Source organism: Pseudomonas sp. R9.37 (assembly GCF_963878885.1).
In the GTDB taxonomy this organism is placed as follows: domain Bacteria; phylum Pseudomonadota; class Gammaproteobacteria; order Pseudomonadales; family Pseudomonadaceae; genus Aquipseudomonas.
Genome location: NZ_CAWNZA010000047.1, coordinates 258,174 through 274,229, shown reverse-complemented (window position 1 = coordinate 274,229; position 16,056 = coordinate 258,174). Strand labels below are relative to the sequence as shown.

The 16,056-nt window shown below is 61.1% G+C and carries 14 protein-coding genes; 7 read left to right on the top strand and 7 right to left on the bottom strand.

The features are described from left to right. Window positions 1–183: 183 nt before the first annotated feature. Complete coding sequence (locus AACU78_RS25175) at window positions 184–558, bottom strand: tetratricopeptide repeat protein (protein WP_106578362.1); 375 nt, start codon at window positions 556–558, stop codon at window positions 184–186. A 175-nt stretch (window positions 559–733) separates the two neighbouring features. On the opposite strand from AACU78_RS25175, the gene pyk reads away from it, so the two are divergent. Then, window positions 734–2,185 (top strand): pyruvate kinase, encoded by a 1,452-nt coding sequence (gene pyk / locus AACU78_RS25170; RefSeq protein WP_106578361.1) that lies wholly within the window; start codon window positions 734–736, stop codon window positions 2,183–2,185. Window positions 2,186–2,380: 195 nt separating this feature from the next. Here pyk and AACU78_RS25165 read toward each other — a convergent pair whose 3' ends face one another. Both AACU78_RS25165 and AACU78_RS25160 read right to left on the bottom strand, forming a co-directional pair. Beyond that, window positions 2,381–3,130: an enoyl-CoA hydratase-related protein gene (locus AACU78_RS25165; protein WP_106578360.1), complete on the bottom strand. Its 750-nt coding sequence runs from the start codon at window positions 3,128–3,130 to the stop codon at window positions 2,381–2,383. A 30-nt stretch (window positions 3,131–3,160) separates the two neighbouring features. After that, window positions 3,161–4,093 (bottom strand): iron-sulfur-binding ferredoxin reductase, encoded by a 933-nt coding sequence (locus AACU78_RS25160; protein WP_106578359.1) that lies wholly within the window; start codon window positions 4,091–4,093, stop codon window positions 3,161–3,163. A 218-nt stretch (window positions 4,094–4,311) separates the two neighbouring features. Between AACU78_RS25160 and AACU78_RS25155 the strand changes: the two genes are divergently transcribed. The 4 genes from AACU78_RS25155 to AACU78_RS25140 all read left to right on the top strand — a co-directional run bounded on the left by AACU78_RS25155 (window position 4,312) and on the right by AACU78_RS25140 (window position 10,777). Continuing rightward, window positions 4,312–5,835: a fumarate hydratase gene (locus tag AACU78_RS25155; RefSeq protein ID WP_005790979.1), complete on the top strand. Its 1,524-nt coding sequence runs from the start codon at window positions 4,312–4,314 to the stop codon at window positions 5,833–5,835. Window positions 5,836–6,085: 250 nt separating this feature from the next. Next, on the top strand, window positions 6,086–7,852 hold the full coding sequence (locus tag AACU78_RS25150; protein WP_106578358.1) for an ATP-binding protein: 1,767 nt from the start codon (window positions 6,086–6,088) through the stop codon (window positions 7,850–7,852). After that, a complete protein-coding gene (locus AACU78_RS25145) occupies window positions 7,846–9,171 on the top strand; it encodes a sigma-54-dependent transcriptional regulator (RefSeq protein ID WP_106578357.1) in 1,326 nt (441 codons plus the stop codon). Before AACU78_RS25150 ends, AACU78_RS25145 begins: the two co-directional genes overlap by 7 nt. Before the next feature lie 286 nt (window positions 9,172–9,457). Beyond that, window positions 9,458–10,777 (top strand): MFS transporter, encoded by a 1,320-nt coding sequence (locus AACU78_RS25140; RefSeq protein ID WP_106578356.1) that lies wholly within the window; start codon window positions 9,458–9,460, stop codon window positions 10,775–10,777. A 122-nt stretch (window positions 10,778–10,899) separates the two neighbouring features. Here AACU78_RS25140 and AACU78_RS25135 read toward each other — a convergent pair whose 3' ends face one another. Continuing rightward, window positions 10,900–11,655: a COG4705 family protein gene (locus tag AACU78_RS25135; protein WP_106578355.1), complete on the bottom strand. Its 756-nt coding sequence runs from the start codon at window positions 11,653–11,655 to the stop codon at window positions 10,900–10,902. A gap of 195 nt (window positions 11,656–11,850) precedes the next feature. Here AACU78_RS25135 and AACU78_RS25130 point away from each other — a divergent pair, with 195 nt between their 5' ends. Continuing rightward, window positions 11,851–12,483 (top strand): flavin reductase family protein, encoded by a 633-nt coding sequence (locus AACU78_RS25130; RefSeq protein ID WP_106578354.1) that lies wholly within the window; start codon window positions 11,851–11,853, stop codon window positions 12,481–12,483. A 124-nt stretch (window positions 12,484–12,607) separates the two neighbouring features. Here the strand turns inward: AACU78_RS25130 and AACU78_RS25125 are convergent, their stop codons facing one another. Together AACU78_RS25125 and AACU78_RS25120 are read right to left on the bottom strand one after the other, a co-directional pair. Continuing rightward, complete coding sequence (locus tag AACU78_RS25125; protein WP_106578353.1) at window positions 12,608–12,856, bottom strand: hypothetical protein; 249 nt, start codon at window positions 12,854–12,856, stop codon at window positions 12,608–12,610. A 44-nt stretch (window positions 12,857–12,900) separates the two neighbouring features. Then, window positions 12,901–13,242 (bottom strand): antibiotic biosynthesis monooxygenase family protein, encoded by a 342-nt coding sequence (locus AACU78_RS25120; protein ID WP_106578352.1) that lies wholly within the window; start codon window positions 13,240–13,242, stop codon window positions 12,901–12,903. 327 nt (window positions 13,243–13,569) lie between these two features. Here AACU78_RS25120 and AACU78_RS25115 point away from each other — a divergent pair, with 327 nt between their 5' ends. Further along, a complete protein-coding gene (locus tag AACU78_RS25115; RefSeq protein ID WP_106578351.1) occupies window positions 13,570–14,499 on the top strand; it encodes an AraC family transcriptional regulator in 930 nt (309 codons plus the stop codon). 125 nt (window positions 14,500–14,624) lie between these two features. On the opposite strand, the gene AACU78_RS25110 is transcribed toward AACU78_RS25115, so the two are convergent. Further along, on the bottom strand, window positions 14,625–16,052 hold the full coding sequence (locus AACU78_RS25110; protein WP_371924153.1) for an ATP-binding protein: 1,428 nt from the start codon (window positions 16,050–16,052) through the stop codon (window positions 14,625–14,627). Window positions 16,053–16,056 lie beyond the last annotated feature (4 nt).

Sequence of the window (16,056 nt, the reverse complement as noted above, 5' to 3'; positions counted from 1 at the left end):
TGATTCGGAACGAGCCAATGGCTCGCTCTCCCTGGATCTCGGTGTGCCAACAGACGTCGCTATGGTCACTAAACAACTGCCGAATCCGGGCCTCGCATTCGTTCGAATAGAAACTTGTACAAACGAACACCCAAAGGATAGCTCAAGACTGGCGACGGGCCAGCTATAGAATGACAAATATCATTACAAAGACGCCGGCCGCGTCTGTGCAGCACTGGCGCCGGGGTAATGCCCCAACTGCTGCAGCGTGTCGAGCCTGGCTCGCGCACGGTAGGCGTATTCACTTGTCGGGTACTGGCTGATGATGAATTGATAGGTCTGGACTGCATCCACGAACAATTTCTGTCGCTCCAGGCATTGGCCGCGCAACATCGAGACCTCCGGTTGCACGTAGCGACGGGTGCGGCTCTCGCGGTCAACCTGGGACAATTCCAGCGTGACGCGCTCGCAATCACCCACCCCATAGGCACGGTAAGCGTTGTTCAAATGGTGGTCCATCGACCAGCGGGTACAGCCGACAACACTGACGGCCAGGGCAGCAACGAGCAAAATTCGCATGGGGGTTCTCCTGTCTTGAGCAGTGTATCGACCCCTCGTCGAAAATCTTCAAGGATGTTCGTCTATTCAACCGCTGCAAAAACAAGCCAATCGTCGATAAGTAGTGCAAACGAACAATGACTACAACGAAAGAGCATAGTAGCCTTCTCCAGCGCTTGAACTCAGGAGTCTGTGCATGTCCGTCCGTCGTACCAAAATCGTCGCCACCCTTGGCCCGGCCAGTAACTCGCCGGAAGTCCTCGAACAGCTGATTCTGGCTGGTTTGGACGTTGCCCGTCTGAACTTCTCCCACGGCACCCCGGACGAGCACAAGGCTCGCGCCAAGCTGGTGCGTGACCTGGCCGCCAAGCACGGCCGCTTCGTGGCGCTGCTGGGTGACCTGCAAGGCCCGAAAATTCGTATCGCCAAATTCGCCAACAAGCGTATCGAGCTGAAGATCGGTGACAAGTTCACCTTCTCCACCAGCCATCCGCTGACCGAAGGCAACCAGCAAGTCGTGGGTATCGACTACCCGGATCTGGTCAAGGACTGCGGCGTCGGTGACGAGCTGCTGCTGGACGATGGCCGCGTGGTCATGCGCGTCGACACCGCGACCCCGACCGAACTGCACTGCACCGTGATCATCGGTGGCCCGCTGTCCGACCACAAAGGCATCAACCGTCGCGGCGGTGGCCTGACGGCGCCGGCCCTGACTGAAAAAGACAAGGCCGACATCAAGCTCGCCGCCGAAATGGAAGTGGACTACCTCGCCGTGTCCTTCCCGCGCGACGCTGCCGACATGGAATACGCGCGTAAACTGCGCGACGAAGCCGGCGGTACTGCCTGGCTGGTAGCGAAGATCGAACGCGCCGAAGCCGTTGCCGATGACGAAACCCTCGACGGCCTGATCAAGGCTTCCGACGCTGTGATGGTTGCGCGTGGCGACCTGGGCGTGGAAATCGGTGACGCCGAGCTGATCGGTATCCAGAAAAAGATCATCCTGCACGCACGCCGCCATAACAAAGCGGTGATCGTGGCGACCCAGATGATGGAGTCGATGATCCAGAACCCGATGCCAACCCGCGCCGAAGTGTCCGACGTAGCCAACGCCGTGCTCGACTACACCGACGCCGTGATGCTCTCGGCTGAAAGTGCTGCCGGCCCGTACCCGCTGGAAGCCGTACAGGCCATGGCGCGGATCTGCGTCGGCGCCGAAAAGCACCCGACCAGCAAGACCTCCAGCCACCGCATCGGCAAAGTGTTCGAAAGCTGCGACCAGAGCATTGCCCTGGCAGCCATGTACACCGCCAACCACTTCCCGGGCGTTAAAGCGATCATCGCCTTGACCGAAAGTGGCTACACGCCGTTGATCATGTCGCGCATCCGTTCCTCGGTGCCGATCTACGCGTTCTCCCCGCACCGCGAAACCCAGGCTCGCGCGGCCATGTTCCGTGGCGTGTACACCGTGCCGTTCGACCCGGCCTCGTTGCCGCCGCATGAAGTCAGCCAGGCTGCCATCGACGAGTTGATCAAGCGCGGCGTTGTGGAGAAAGGCGACTGGGTCATCCTGACCAAGGGCGACAGCTACCACACCATCGGTGGCACCAACGGCATGAAGATCCTGCACGTTGGCGATCCAATGGTCTGAGTGACAGGCTGAAAAACAAAAGCCCCGCCATGTGAATGGCGGGGCTTTTTGCATTTCAGGCTGGTGATGGTGTTGGCGTCACTGGCCTCTTCGCGAGCAAGCCCGCTCCCACATTTGACCGCACACACCCTGAAGAAACACGCTCGATGTGGGAGCGGGCTTGCTCGCGAAGACGTCCGACCACTTGACGCCAATTCACCGCCTGGTGACAAAAGCCGACAACGCCGCAATCGCCTCCGGCGATTTCAATCGCTGCGTAAACAACGCCCCCTCCTCTTCAATCACGTGACGCAACTGCTCGCGATCCACACTTTTCATCAAGTGTTTGCTGACCTGCACCGCACCCGGCGCCAGCGTCTCAAAGCGTTCAGCCACTTCCCGCGCTTTGGCCAGCGCCGCTTCACCGCTGCTCAACGCCTGCGTGGCAATGCCCCACGCTGCCGCCTGCTCACCGGTGAATCCCTCGCCCAGCAGCAACAGCTCAGCCGCCTTGGCATGCCCGAGCAATCGCGGCAGGATCAGGCTTGAGCCAAACTCCGGACACAACCCAAGGTTGACGAACGGCATGCGCAAGCGCGCATCGCGGCTGATGTACACCAGGTCGCAATGCAGCAACAGAGTCGTACCAATGCCCACCGCCGCGCCGGCCACAGCGGCAATCACTGGTTTGCGGCAATTGAGCAGGCTTTTCATAAAGTGAAACGGCGGGCTGTCGAGGTCGCTGGGCGGCTGTTCGAGGAAATCGCCGATGTCATTACCGGCGGTAAAACACTCACGGCTGCCCTGAATCAGCACGGCACGGATGTCTGGGTCCGCATCGGCCTGCTCCAACGCGTGGGCCAATTGCGTGTACATGGCGCGGGTCAGGGCGTTTTTCTTGTCCGGGCGGTTGAGCTGCAAGGTCAGCAGCCCGCGTTCGCGTTGCAGCAGGATGGCGTCGGTCATGGTGGATCTCGCGGCTGTAGAAGTCAGCGCTCAACCACGGGGCAAAAACACATCGGCCAGCAGTTGATTGCGCGGCAGACCGGCCAGGAACAAGCGCTTGGAAAACGCCTCGACGCTGACAGGATGCCCGCAGAGTAAGGCCAGAGTTTGCCGCGAAACAAGCCGCAGTTGCGCCAATGCCTGGGTCAACTCAGCCGCAGTCCACAGCTCCACGGTGACGTTTGGATGCTGCAAAGCCAACTGCGCCAGGGGCTCGGCCAGGTAATGCGCGTCGGCATCATGAGCCAGGTGAATCACACGGATGGCGCCGTGATGATCCTGGCGCAACGCCTCGCGCAGCACGCCCCATAACGGCCCAAGCCCCGTGCCGGCGGCCAGCAGCCATAGCGGCCGCGAATGCCAGTCAGGGTCGTATTGCAGCGCCCCGCCTCTCAACTCGCCCAGGCGCAGGTCGTCTCCCAGTTGCAACTGGCGGGCGATGTTTATGAATTCACCGGGCTGACGGCAATCGAGGTGAAACTCCAGGAACGGATCCTCCTGGGGCAAGCTCGCCAGGGAATAGGGCCGCGCCACCTGTCCGGCCCACACCACCAGATGCTGCCCGGCGCGATAACGCAGGCCACGTTCCGGTTGCAAGCGCAGGCGCAGCACACTCGCACTCAACCAGTCGACGCCCACCACCCGGGCGGGCAAACCGTCACGCAGCGGGTCGAACGTTTCAACTTGCACGTCCCCGACAACCTGGCATTGGCACGCCAGGCGCCACCCGTCCTGACGTTGCGCCGGGCTCAAGGCATCGGGTTGTTTGTCCTCGACCTCACCCTGGCAGCGCACCAGGCACGCATGGCAACTGCCCGCCCGGCAACTGTAAGGCACGGCCACACCCGCCAGATTCAGGGCATCCAGCAAGTTGCTGCCGGTGGCTACCGACCAGTGGCGTTCGCCGACGTGCAGTTCAGGCATATAAGGTCTCAATCAGAAGGGCTGCGTACAGGGAATCATGCCCGACAGAGTTTGACCATAGTCGGGTGTATCGGCCACCGCGCCGGGTTATACTGCCGCGCCTTTTTAGCGTCGCGCCTGCACCTACGGCGTGCCTTGGAAAGGTGGACTCAGCCGACCGATGCACCCAACTGAGCCACCTTTATTGAATGTTCCCGTCTTATAGAGGAGCGCGACTCATGACCGTGATCAAGCAAGACGACCTGATTCAGAGCGTTGCCGACGCCCTGCAATTCATTTCCTACTACCACCCCGTTGACTTCATCCAGGCGATGCACGAAGCCTACCTGCGCGAAGAATCGCCGGCAGCCCGTGACTCCATCGCGCAGATCCTGATCAACTCGCGCATGTGCGCCACCGGCCATCGCCCGATCTGCCAGGACACCGGTATCGTTACCGTGTTCGTGCGCGTGGGCATGGACGTACGTTGGGATGGCGCCACCATGGGCCTGGACGACATGATCAACGAGGGCGTGCGTCGCGCCTACAACCTGCCGGAAAACGTCCTGCGTGCTTCGATCCTCGCCGACCCGGCAGGTGCGCGTAAAAACACCAAGGACAACACCCCGGCCGTGATCCACTACTCCATCGTCCCGGGTAACACCGTGGAAGTGGACGTGGCCGCCAAAGGCGGTGGCTCCGAGAACAAGTCGAAAATGGCCATGCTCAACCCGTCCGACTCGATCGTCGACTGGGTGCTCAAGACCGTTCCGACCATGGGCGCCGGCTGGTGCCCACCGGGCATGCTGGGCATCGGCATCGGCGGCACCGCCGAGAAAGCTGCGGTAATGGCCAAGGAAGTGTTGATGGAGTCCATCGACATCCACGAGCTGAAAAAGCGCGGCCCGCAGAACCGTATCGAAGAGATGCGCCTGGAGCTGTTCGAGAAGGTCAACCAACTGGGCATCGGCGCCCAGGGCCTGGGTGGCCTGACCACCGTGCTCGACGTGAAAATCATGGACTACCCGACCCACGCCGCCTCGCTGCCGGTGTGCATGATCCCCAACTGCGCCGCCACCCGTCACGCGCACTTCGTGCTCGACGGTTCGGGCCCGGCGTCGCTGGAAGCGCCATCGCTGGACGCCTACCCGGAAATCGTCTGGGAAGCCGGCCCATCGGCCCGCCGTGTCAACCTCGACACGCTGACCCCGGAAGAAGTGCAAAGCTGGAAGCCGGGTGAAACCGTATTGCTCAACGGCAAGATGCTCACCGGTCGCGACGCGGCGCACAAGCGCATGGTCGAGATGCTGAACAAGGGCGAAACCCTGCCGGTAGACCTCAAGGGTCGCTTCATCTACTACGTCGGCCCGGTTGATCCGGTGCGCGAAGAAGTGGTTGGCCCGGCTGGCCCGACCACCGCCACGCGGATGGACAAGTTCACCCGTCAGATCCTCGAGCAGACCGGCCTGCTGGGCATGATCGGCAAATCCGAGCGCGGCCCAACCGCCATCGAAGCGATCAAGGACCACAAAGCCGTGTACTTGATGGCTGTGGGCGGTGCGGCGTACCTGGTGGCGCAAGCCATCAAGAAGTCGCGCGTAGTCGCGTTCGCCGAACTGGGGATGGAAGCGATCTACGAGTTCGACGTGAAGGACATGCCGGTCACCGTTGCGGTGGACAGCAAGGGTGAATCCGTCCACATCACCGGTCCTGCCATCTGGCAGAAAAAGATCAGTGAAAGCCTGGCGGTAGAAGTGCAGTAAGCGCTTCACTGCACGGATAAAGGCGACTGCGGCCCATGGCCCAGTCGCCTTTTTTATGACTGGCAATGTTGCAATGACAAACACGATCATGTGGGAGCTGGCTTGCCTGCGATGCAGGCACATCGGTTTTTCAGTGACCCCGAGGTGATGCCATCGCAGGCAAGCCAGCTCCCACACAAGCCTGCATGCCACAAGATCCAAGCAGCCCATGCTATGGTGCTCACCCCTTACCGTGCCTGTTCATCACCGTATGATCGCGATCCCACGCCCCCTGCGCCTGACCTTCTATTCCCTGTTGATCATCGCCGGTGCGGTGCTGGCCGCTGCCTTGGCCACTCGCCATGCCGAACGCCAAGCCTTGGTGGATGACGCCGCCCGCGCCCATCAACAGCTCACGCTCTATGGCAATTCCCTGCACACCCTGATCGAACGCTACCGCGCCCTGCCCGCCGTACTGGCGCTGGATTCGGAAATGATCAGCGCCTTGAAAGGCCCGCTCGACGCCACCACCCAGGACCTGCTCAACCGCAAACTGGAGCGCATCAACGGCGCAGCACAGTCCTCAACCCTGGAACTGATGGATCGCAACGGCTTGGCCGTGGCCGCCAGTAACTGGAACTTGCCGAGCAGTTATGTCGGCCACAACTACGCGTTTCGCCCCTACTTCAGCCAGACCTTGAGCCAAGGCACCGGGCGTTTTTATGCGGTCGGAGTCACCACCGGCATTCCGGGTTACTTCCTCTCCAGCGCGGTGGTCGATGAACATGAGCAGTTTCTCGGCGCCATGGTCGTGAAGCTCGAATTCCCCGAACTTGAACGTGAGTGGGCCCAGGGCAATGACCTGCTGCTGGTCAGCGACGCGCGCGGCATCGTGTTTATCGCCAACCAGCCGGGCTGGCGTTACCGCAACCTGCGGCCGCTGTCGGCCAGCGACCTTGCCGAACTCAAGGCCACGCGCCAATACGATAAAAAGCAATTGCAGCCGCTGCAAACCCAGACGCTGCAGCGCTTCGACGAAAACAGCCACTTGATGCGCGTCAATGGCCCTGACGGCAATGCCAACTACATCTGGGAATCCCTGCCACTGAAGGCCGAAGGCTGGACCCTGCACCTGCTGCGCACACCGCAGTTCGCCTTTGAGGATCAGCGCAACGCCGGCCTCGCCGCTGCAGGCTCGTGGCTGGCGCTGGTGTTTCTGGTGCTGTTCCTGACCCAGCGCTGGCGCCTGGCCCGCCTGCGCCAGCGCAGCCGCGAAGAGTTGGAACAGCTTGTGGAGGAGCGCACCCAGGCGCTGCGCACGGCCCAGGATGGCTTGGTGCAATCGGCCAAACTGGCGGCACTGGGCCAGATGTCCGCCGCACTCGCCCATGAAATCAACCAGCCGCTGACCGCCCAACGCATGCAGTTGGCGACCCTGCGCCTGCTGCTGGACCACGGCCGCGTGGACGATGCCTACCAGGCGCTCACACCGCTGGACGACATGCTCACGCGCATGGCCGCACTCACCGGCCACCTCAAGACCTTCGCGCGCAAAAGCCCCAGCGGCTTGCGCGAAAAGCTCGACCTGGCCACCGTCGTCGACCAATCCCTGCACTTGCTCGACGCGCGCCTGCGCGACGAAGCCATCGGCGTGGTGCTGGACCTGACCCGACCCGCGTGGGTGCGCGGTGATGCCATCCGCCTGGAACAGGTGTTGATCAACCTGCTGCGCAACGCCTTGGATGCGATGGCCGACACGCCACGCAAACGCCTGGAGATCCGCCTGCACGCCGACCAGCAGTTGTGGCGACTGACCGTCAGCGACAGCGGCGGCGGCATTGCAGAAGAACACTTGAACAGCGTGTTCGACCCGTTCTTTACCACCAAACCCGTAGGAGACGGCCTCGGCCTCGGGCTGGCGGTGTCCTACGCTATCGTGCATGAACTGGGCGGGCGCCTGCTCGCCGGCAACCGTGGCGACGGCGCGGTTTTCACTTTGACCTTACCGATTGCGCTGGAGACGCCCGACCTATGTTGAACGCCGTGATTGTGGTCGATGACGAAGCCAGCATTCGCACGGCCGTCGAACAATGGTTGAGCCTGTCAGGGTTTGATGTGCAGTTGTTCAGCCGCGCCGAGGAATGCCTGGCGCACCTGCCCAGGGACTTTGCCGGGGTGATCCTGAGCGATGTGCGCATGCCCGGGCTCAGCGGCCTGGAACTGCTGGCCGAAGTGCAACGCCGGGATGCCGATTTGCCGGTGATTCTGCTCACCGGCCACGGCGATGTGCCGATGGCGGTGGAAGCGATGCGCGACGGTGCCTATGACTTTCTGGAAAAGCCCTTCAGCCCCGACGCCTTGCTCAACAGCCTGCGCCGCGCCCTGGACAAACGCGGACTGATCCTGGAGAACCGACGTCTGCATCAACAGGCCGATCACCGCGCGCAGCTCGAATCGAGCCTGCTGGGCGTGTCCCGAGGCTTGCAGAACCTGCGACGCCAGGTGCTCGACCTGGCGAACCTGCCGGTCAATGTGTTGATCCGTGGCGAGACCGGCAGCGGTAAAGAGCTGGTCGCGCGCTGCTTGCACGATTTTGGCCCGCGTGCAAAAAAACCGTTTGTAGCGCTCAACTGCGCCGCCATCCCCGAGCAGCTGTTTGAGGCCGAATTGTTCGGCCACGAAAGTGGCGCGTTCACCGGCGCCCAAGGCAAGCGTATCGGCAAGCTGGAATATGCCCATGGCGGCACGCTGTTCCTGGATGAAATCGAAAGCATGCCGCTGGCCCAACAGGTGAAGTTGCTGCGCGTATTGCAGGAACAAAAGCTTGAGCGACTGGGCTCCAACCAAAGCATTCACGTGGACTTGCGCATCATTGCCGCCACCAAGCCGGACCTGCTGGAAGAGGCGCGCGCAGGGCGTTTTCGCGAAGATTTGGCCTACCGACTGAACGTCGCACAGCTGCGCCTGCCACCTCTGCGCGAGCGCCGTGAAGACATTCCGCTACTGTTCGACCACTTTGCCCACAGCGCCGCCGAGCGCTTGGGCCGCAGCGCCGAACCCTTGAGCGGCGCGCAACTGGGGCGCCTGCTCAGCCATGATTGGCCGGGTAATGTGCGTGAACTGGCCAACGTCGCCGAGCGCCAAGTGCTGGGCCTGGGTGAACCGGAGCCGGAAGGTATCGAGGCCGGGCAATCCCTGGCGGCGCAACAGGAAGCCTTCGAAGCGCATTGCCTGAAAGCAGCGCTGGTGCGGCACAAGGGCGATATCAAGGCAGTATTGGCGGAGCTGCAGCTGCCGCGTCGCACCTTCAATGAAAAGATGCAGCGGCATGGGTTGGTGCGGGAGATGTTTCTCTAGGCCAATCGTTGTGTTGACCGGCAGGCCGCTATCGGGGGCAAGCCCCCTCCCACACTTGAGCGTGTTCACAAATCAAAATGTGGGAGGGGGCTTGCCCCCGATAAGGACAGCAGCCATAAGCGGATTTCCGCTCATCACCTGAAAATCATCAGCAAATTTCCGCTCAATAAAATCTTGTAACCCTTCTATTCCGGGCCTTCACCCACCTGGCACAGCTCCTGCTATAGCCCCAGCCAGGCAGTGCTCAAGCACGCTCCATAAAAACAACTAGATGAAGGATCCTTCAATGGATAACTCCAACTCCCTGCCTCTGGGGTCGGCGGCTGCGCCGGCAAAAGAACGCAGTACTTCCAGCCGGATCAAATCGATTTTCAGCGGCTCGGTCGGCAACATGGTCGAGTGGTACGACTGGTACGTCTACGCCGCCTTCTCGCTGTACTTCGCCAAAGCCTTCTTTCCGAAAGGCGACACGACCGCCCAACTGCTGAACACCGCCGCGATCTTCGCCGTGGGCTTCCTGATGCGCCCGATTGGTGGCTGGCTGATGGGGCTGTACGCCGACCGTGCCGGTCGCAAAGCGGCCTTGATGGCTTCGGTACTATTGATGTGCTTTGGCTCACTGATCATCGCCCTGAGCCCGGGTTATGAAACCATCGGCGTCGGCGCACCGATCCTGCTGGTGTTCGCCCGCCTGCTGCAAGGTCTGTCGGTGGGTGGCGAGTACGGTACCTCGGCCACTTACTTGAGTGAAATGGCGACCAAGGAACGTCGCGGTTTCTTCTCCAGCTTCCAATACGTGACGCTGATTTCCGGCCAACTCATCGCGCTGGCAGTATTGATTGTGCTGCAACAGGTGCTCACCACCGAACAACTGTACGACTGGGGCTGGCGCATCCCGTTCGCCATCGGCGCCCTGTGCGCAGTGGTCGCGCTGTACCTGCGTCGTGGCATGGAAGAAACCGAGTCGTTCACCAAAAAGGCAAAGGCCAAGGAAAGCGCCATGCGCACCTTGATGCGCCACCCCAAGGAACTGATGACCGTGGTCGGCCTGACCATGGGCGGCACCCTGGCGTTCTACACCTACACCACCTACATGCAGAAATACCTGGTGAACACGGTGGGCATGAGCATTTCCGACTCCACTACCATTTCGGCGGCCACGCTGTTTCTGTTCATGTGCCTGCAACCCATTGTCGGCGGGCTGTCGGACAAGGTTGGCCGCCGGCCGATCCTGATCGCCTTCGGCATCCTCGGCACCTTGTTTACCGTGCCGATCCTCACCACCCTGCACACCATCCAGACCTGGTGGGGCGCGTTTTTCCTGATCATGGCGGCACTGATCATCGTCAGCGGCTATACCTCGATCAACGCGGTGGTGAAGGCCGAGCTGTTCCCTACGGAAATTCGTGCCTTGGGCGTGGGCCTGCCGTATGCGCTGACCGTGTCGATCTTCGGCGGTACGGCTGAATACATCGCGCTGTGGTTCAAGAGCATTGGCATGGAAACCGGTTACTACTGGTATGTGACGGCCTGTATTGCAGTGTCGCTGGTGGTCTACGTGACCATGAAAGACACCCGCAAGCATTCGCGCATTACCACGGACTGAACAGTGTGGGAGCGGGCCTGCTCGCGAACGCGGTGGATCAGTCAGAGCAACATCGACTGACACGGCGCATTCGCGAGCAAGCCCGCTCCCACATATTGTTCTTCAGCGTTTCATAAACAGCGTCAGGTCAGCTCTACGGGCTGCCGGCGCCCATACCGGCGCTGCGCATACGACGCCCCGGCAATCATCACCACCAGCACCGCCGCCAACACCGCCGATGAACCCATGGTGCCGAAATCCAGCCCGCCCTTTTCATGGGGCTTGGTGAGGAAGTCGCCCAGGGTCGCGCCAAACGGCCGAGTCAGCACAAACGCCACCCAGAACAACAGCACCGAAGAGATCTGGGTGAAGTATTTAAGTGCTACCACCACCGCAATGGCCGAGCCGATCAGCAAGGCGCCACCGGCAAAACCCAACCCGGAGTCGTCCGCCAGGAAGTCGCCCAACGCGGTGCCCAAGGTGTTGGAGAACAGGATCGCCATCCAGTAAAACAGCTCGCCTCGAAAGGTCTGGACCTTGTTCACGTTCAGCGAATCGCCGCTGAGGTGCCACAACGCGAAGATGATCATCAGGATCACGATCAGGATCATCGAGCCGGTGGCGTACCCGAGGCCCAAGGTGCGGTCCATGAAATCCGACATCGTGGTGCCGGCGGTACTCGTGGACAGAATCACGATCCAGTACAACACCGGGTTGTAGGTTTTCGACCAGAGCTGCGTCATCAGGGTGACGAGAAATACGCTGATCAAGATCATCGAACTGATGGCGTAGCCGACATTCAGGGTCATCGACAACAAATCCCCGGCGGTTTCGCCCAGGGTGGTTGCGCAGATTTTCATGACCCAGAACGCCAGGGTTATCTGAGGAAGTTTGTTCATTGTGCGCAGGGCTCCGAAGCTCAGTCATGCAGGGGGCCGAATCATGGGGAGTGTCGACCTGGCGCGCAGACTGAACGGCACGCTGTGAAAAATAGGTGGGCAATCAATGAAAATTCCATCCGGCCAATGGAAATTCGCCGTCATGGATTGCACTATGGCTACCTCACAGCCCCCCCGCAGCAGGAACCCCGGCCCATGTCTGACGATATCCATTTCTACGAACCCGCCAATGGCCACGGCCTGCCTCATGACCCATTCAATGCCATCGTCGGGCCACGGCCGATTGGCTGGATTTCCTCCCACGACCGCGAGGGCCGCCTGAATCTCGCGCCCTACAGCTTCTTCAATGCGTTCAATTACATTCCGCCGGTCATTGGGTTTTCCAGCGTCGGGCGCAAAGACAGCCTGAACAACATCGAACAGACCGGCGAATTCGTGTGGAACCTGGCCACTCGCCCGTTGGCCGAACAGATGAACCAGAGTTGCGCGGCGGTATCGCCAGAGGTCAACGAGTTCGAGCTGTCCGGCCTGACGCCGGTCGCCTCGAAAATCGTCGGCGTGCCGCGCGTGGGCGAAAGTCCGGTGTCGTTCGAATGCAAGGTGACGCAGATTATTCAGCTGCAGCGCGCCGACAAAGAGTTGGTGCCGAGCTGGCTGGTGCTTGGCGAGGTGGTCGCGGTGCACATTGCCAAGTGGCTGCTCAAGGATGGGATCTACGACACGGCCGCCGCCGAGCCGATCTTGCGCGGTGGGGGCCCGGCGGATTACTTCCAGATAGGGCCGCAGGCGTTGTTCAAGATGTATCGCCCAGGCGCCACTCAGCGCTGAGCGAAAGGCAAAAAAATGTGGGAGCAGGCTTGCTCGCGAAGGCGGTGGATCAGTCAATGTTTCAGTGACTGACACGGTGCATTCGCGAGCAAGCCCACTCCCACCTTTGCATCGGTGGGGTTGCTTAGTCAGCGGCAGGTGACCAGGTCAATTGCCCTTCTTCGTCCACGTCGACCAACCGCTGCAATTGCGCGGCAGCCGCATCGTCGGCGTCGTCAGCGGTCTTGAACGTGTGTCCTTCAAGGATCTTGTGAAACCTGGGGGCGCCCATGCCATCCAGTGCCTTGACGGCAATGGCAGCGCTGTAGCCACCCTCTTCTTCACGCACCAAGGCGGAAACGGCTTCGTGGTGGGCAAACTCTTTACGTGCCATGTTGCAGGTCCTGGCCAATGGGAAAGTCGGCCATTCTAACCTTCTCAACCGGCCAGTTGCAGGTACTCGCCGTAGGCATGCGCAGCGGATGCATCGGTAAAGGTCTGGAAGTCCATGCTGCGCACCACCATGTCGTTCAATAGCTCGGTAAAGATCATCAAGGCGGGCGAATTGAAGTAGGCGCTCATCGCCTGCTCGCTGCTCCAGAAGCCGCAGATCAGCCACACATCGGGATCCACTTGGGAATGCTGCAACGAGAATTGCAGGCAACCCTGAGCCTGACGGCCCGGTTCAATCAAACTGCTCAAGCGTGCACCGAGTTCGGTGCTGCACCCGTTACGGGCACGGATAAAGGCCATATGGCTCGCGGGAATGGGGGTGGACATGTTCGACTCTCCCGTTGAGAAGTGATGCTCGGCAAGCACTGTGAGGGCGTGCTGCCACAGGATCAAAGATAACGGCGCGGGTGCGGGCGCGGTTAGTCAATTCCTGCCGGCTTATTGCACAATCCTGCCAGAAGCGTAGATAAGACGTTTGGCCCCGCGGGTTTATTCCATGGCCATGTTCAGTGTTTCAGGCAGATGACAGGCACTGCACTTGCCTGATTCGCGACTTGTCGCAGGATCAGGCAAGGATTGTGCAGGATCGACGTAACACTTTCTCAAAGGCCGCCGCTAAGCTGATCCCATCAAAAAGCTCGTAGAGGACACGTCATGTCGTCGTCGGAACATAAGTCCACTCCCCTCGATGCCGAGACGGAAAAACAGCGCGCCGAACTCGCCAGCATCGTGCACCGGCATACCTGGGAAGATGGCTCCTACGGCACGGCGATCACCTCGTTGTTCCTCAACCGCCACAACACGCCGCGCGACTTCATGCCGGTGCTGGTGGAACCTGCGCTGTGCATCCTCGCCAGCGGCAGCAAGGAAGTACGCCTGGCTGACGAGATCTTCGCCTACGACCCGCTCAACTATCTGGTGTTCTCCGTGGCAATGCCGGTGGCCGGACGGATCATCGATGCCACGCCGGAAGATCCCAACCTGTCGGTGCGCATCAATATCGACCCGGCGCAACTCACGGCGCTGATCGCCGAGGCCGGGCCAATGGGCGTGCCGTCGCGTCCGACTTCGCGCGGCATGTACGTCGACCGCATCGACACCCAATTGCTCGACGCCGTGCTGCGCCTGGCGCGCCTGCTGGATACGCCCAAAGACATCGCGATGCTGGCGCCGTTGATCAACCGCGAAATTCTTTACCGTTTGCTGCGTGGGCCGCAGGGTTACCGGCTGTATGAAATCGCCGTGGCCAACAGTCAGAGCCATCGTGTGAGCCAGGCCATCAAGTGGCTGAACGGCAACTACGAACAGCCGCTGCGTATTGATGACCTGGCCCGGGAAGTGAACCTCAGCGTCTCGACGTTGCACCACCGCTTCAAGGCGATCACCGCGATGAGCCCGCTGCAATACCAGAAGCAGTTGCGCCTGCAGGAAGCGCGGCGTTTGATGATTGCCGAAGGGCTGGAAGCTTCGGCGGCGGGGTATCGGGTGGGGTATGAAAGCCCGTCACAATTTAGCCGGGAATACAGCCGGTTGTTTGGGGCGCCGCCGCTGAGAGATTTGGCCCGGTTGCGCCAGAGCATCTGACCCAAAGGCGTTCAAAATGTGGGAGCGGGCTTGCTCGCGAAAGCGGTGGATCAGTCAAGATTTTCGGTGACTGACACTCTGCGTTCGCGAGCAAGCCCGCTCCCACATTTGATCCTCTGTGTGCTTTAGTCCAGGGTTCGCGGGAGCTGTAAGGTGACTCGCAAACCACCTTCGCGCAGGTTCTGCAAACTCACTTCACCGCCATGGCTATGGGCAATGTTGCGCGCGATGCCCAACCCCAATCCATAGCCCTGCTGCTGCCCGGCCAACCGAAAGTGCGGTTCAAACACTTGCTCCAGCCGCTGCTCCGGCACGCCAGGGCCTTCGTCATCAACGTGCAGGACAAATTCCGCGCCATCGTCTTCGATGTGCAAATGCGCGTTCTGCCCGTACTTCAAGGCGTTGTCGATCAGGTTACCGATGCAGCGCTTGAGCGCCAGCGGCTTGCCTGCATACGGCGCCAGGGCGCGGCCATCCTGGGTGATGCGGCCATTGCCGTTGGGCGCCAGGTACGGCTCCACCAGGCAATCGAGGACGTGATTGAGGTCGACCGGCTCGATGTTTTCGTGGATGTCAGTGTCCTTCACGCATTGCAGCGCGCCCTTCACCAGCAACTCCAATTCATCCAGGTCGCGACCGAACTTGGCTTGCAGGTTTTCGTCTTCGAGCAGCTCCACGCGCAGGCGCAAGCGGGTGATCGGCGTGCGCAAATCGTGGGAAATCGCGCTGAACAATTGGCTGCGCTCGGTCAGGTAACGGCTGATGCGTTCGCGCATGGCGTTGAACGCACGGCCCACTTCCACCACTTCGCTGCCGCCGCCTTCGGCCACCGGTTCGACATCCGCGCCCAGGGACATATCACGCGCCGCCCGCGCCAGACGCTTGAGCGGTCGGCTTTGCCAGTGCACCAACAGGCCGATAAACAACAATAGAAAACCGCTGGTGAGCACGATAAACCACACCTGCTGCGACGGCAGCCCCTGTTCTTCAAGGCTGGTGTAGGGCTCGGGCAACAACGAAGCGATGTACAGCCATTCGCCCGGCGCCAGCTGGATCTGCGTGACCAGCACCGGCGGATTCACCGGCTCCAGGGTCAACGCGTAATGCGCCCAGGACCGCGGCAGTTCATCGAGCTTCAGGCCAGCGTTGAAAATACGCAGGTCTTCGGCACTGACGAACTCCACCGAGATGTGCACGTCGCCGCCCAGGGTCTGGCGCAAGACTTCGTCTACCGCTTGCAGCACCGCCTGTTTGCGCGGGGTCTGCGGCAATATCTGCATATCCAAAGGTCGGTCGTTGAGGGTCACCACAAAGCGTGTGCCGCCCATGCTGCGCAACTGGTCCAGCACCAGCGGGCGATAGGCCACCGGCAACGAGCGGAAATAACTCACGCTGGCCGTCATCGAGTGCGCCAGGCTGCGGGCGCTGGTGACCAGGCCTTCAAGCTGAGTGGCGCGCAATTGCGAGACCCAGATCACGCTGGACAACGCCTGGGCGAACAGCACTGCGAGCAAGGTCAGCAGCAACATCCGCCCCAGCAGCGAGCGCGGCACCGGG

Bases quoted from the DNA above. Each gene is read 5' to 3' on its own strand.
- AACU78_RS25175 (WP_106578362.1), bottom strand. From the start codon at position 558: ATGCGAATTTTGCTCGTTGCTGCCCTGGCCGTCAGTGTTGTCGGCTGT.
- pyk (WP_106578361.1), top strand. From the start codon at position 734: ATGTCCGTCCGTCGTACCAAAATCGTCGCCACCCTTGGCCCGGCCAGT.
- AACU78_RS25165 (WP_106578360.1), bottom strand. From the start codon at position 3,130: ATGACCGACGCCATCCTGCTGCAACGCGAACGCGGGCTGCTGACCTTG.
- AACU78_RS25160 (WP_106578359.1), bottom strand. From the start codon at position 4,093: ATGCCTGAACTGCACGTCGGCGAACGCCACTGGTCGGTAGCCACCGGC.
- AACU78_RS25155 (WP_005790979.1), top strand. From the start codon at position 4,312: ATGACCGTGATCAAGCAAGACGACCTGATTCAGAGCGTTGCCGACGCC.
- AACU78_RS25150 (WP_106578358.1), top strand. From the start codon at position 6,086: ATGATCGCGATCCCACGCCCCCTGCGCCTGACCTTCTATTCCCTGTTG.
- AACU78_RS25145 (WP_106578357.1), top strand. From the start codon at position 7,846: ATGTTGAACGCCGTGATTGTGGTCGATGACGAAGCCAGCATTCGCACG.
- AACU78_RS25140 (WP_106578356.1), top strand. From the start codon at position 9,458: ATGGATAACTCCAACTCCCTGCCTCTGGGGTCGGCGGCTGCGCCGGCA.
- AACU78_RS25135 (WP_106578355.1), bottom strand. From the start codon at position 11,655: ATGAACAAACTTCCTCAGATAACCCTGGCGTTCTGGGTCATGAAAATC.
- AACU78_RS25130 (WP_106578354.1), top strand. From the start codon at position 11,851: ATGTCTGACGATATCCATTTCTACGAACCCGCCAATGGCCACGGCCTG.
- AACU78_RS25125 (WP_106578353.1), bottom strand. From the start codon at position 12,856: ATGGCACGTAAAGAGTTTGCCCACCACGAAGCCGTTTCCGCCTTGGTG.
- AACU78_RS25120 (WP_106578352.1), bottom strand. From the start codon at position 13,242: ATGTCCACCCCCATTCCCGCGAGCCATATGGCCTTTATCCGTGCCCGT.
- AACU78_RS25115 (WP_106578351.1), top strand. From the start codon at position 13,570: ATGTCGTCGTCGGAACATAAGTCCACTCCCCTCGATGCCGAGACGGAA.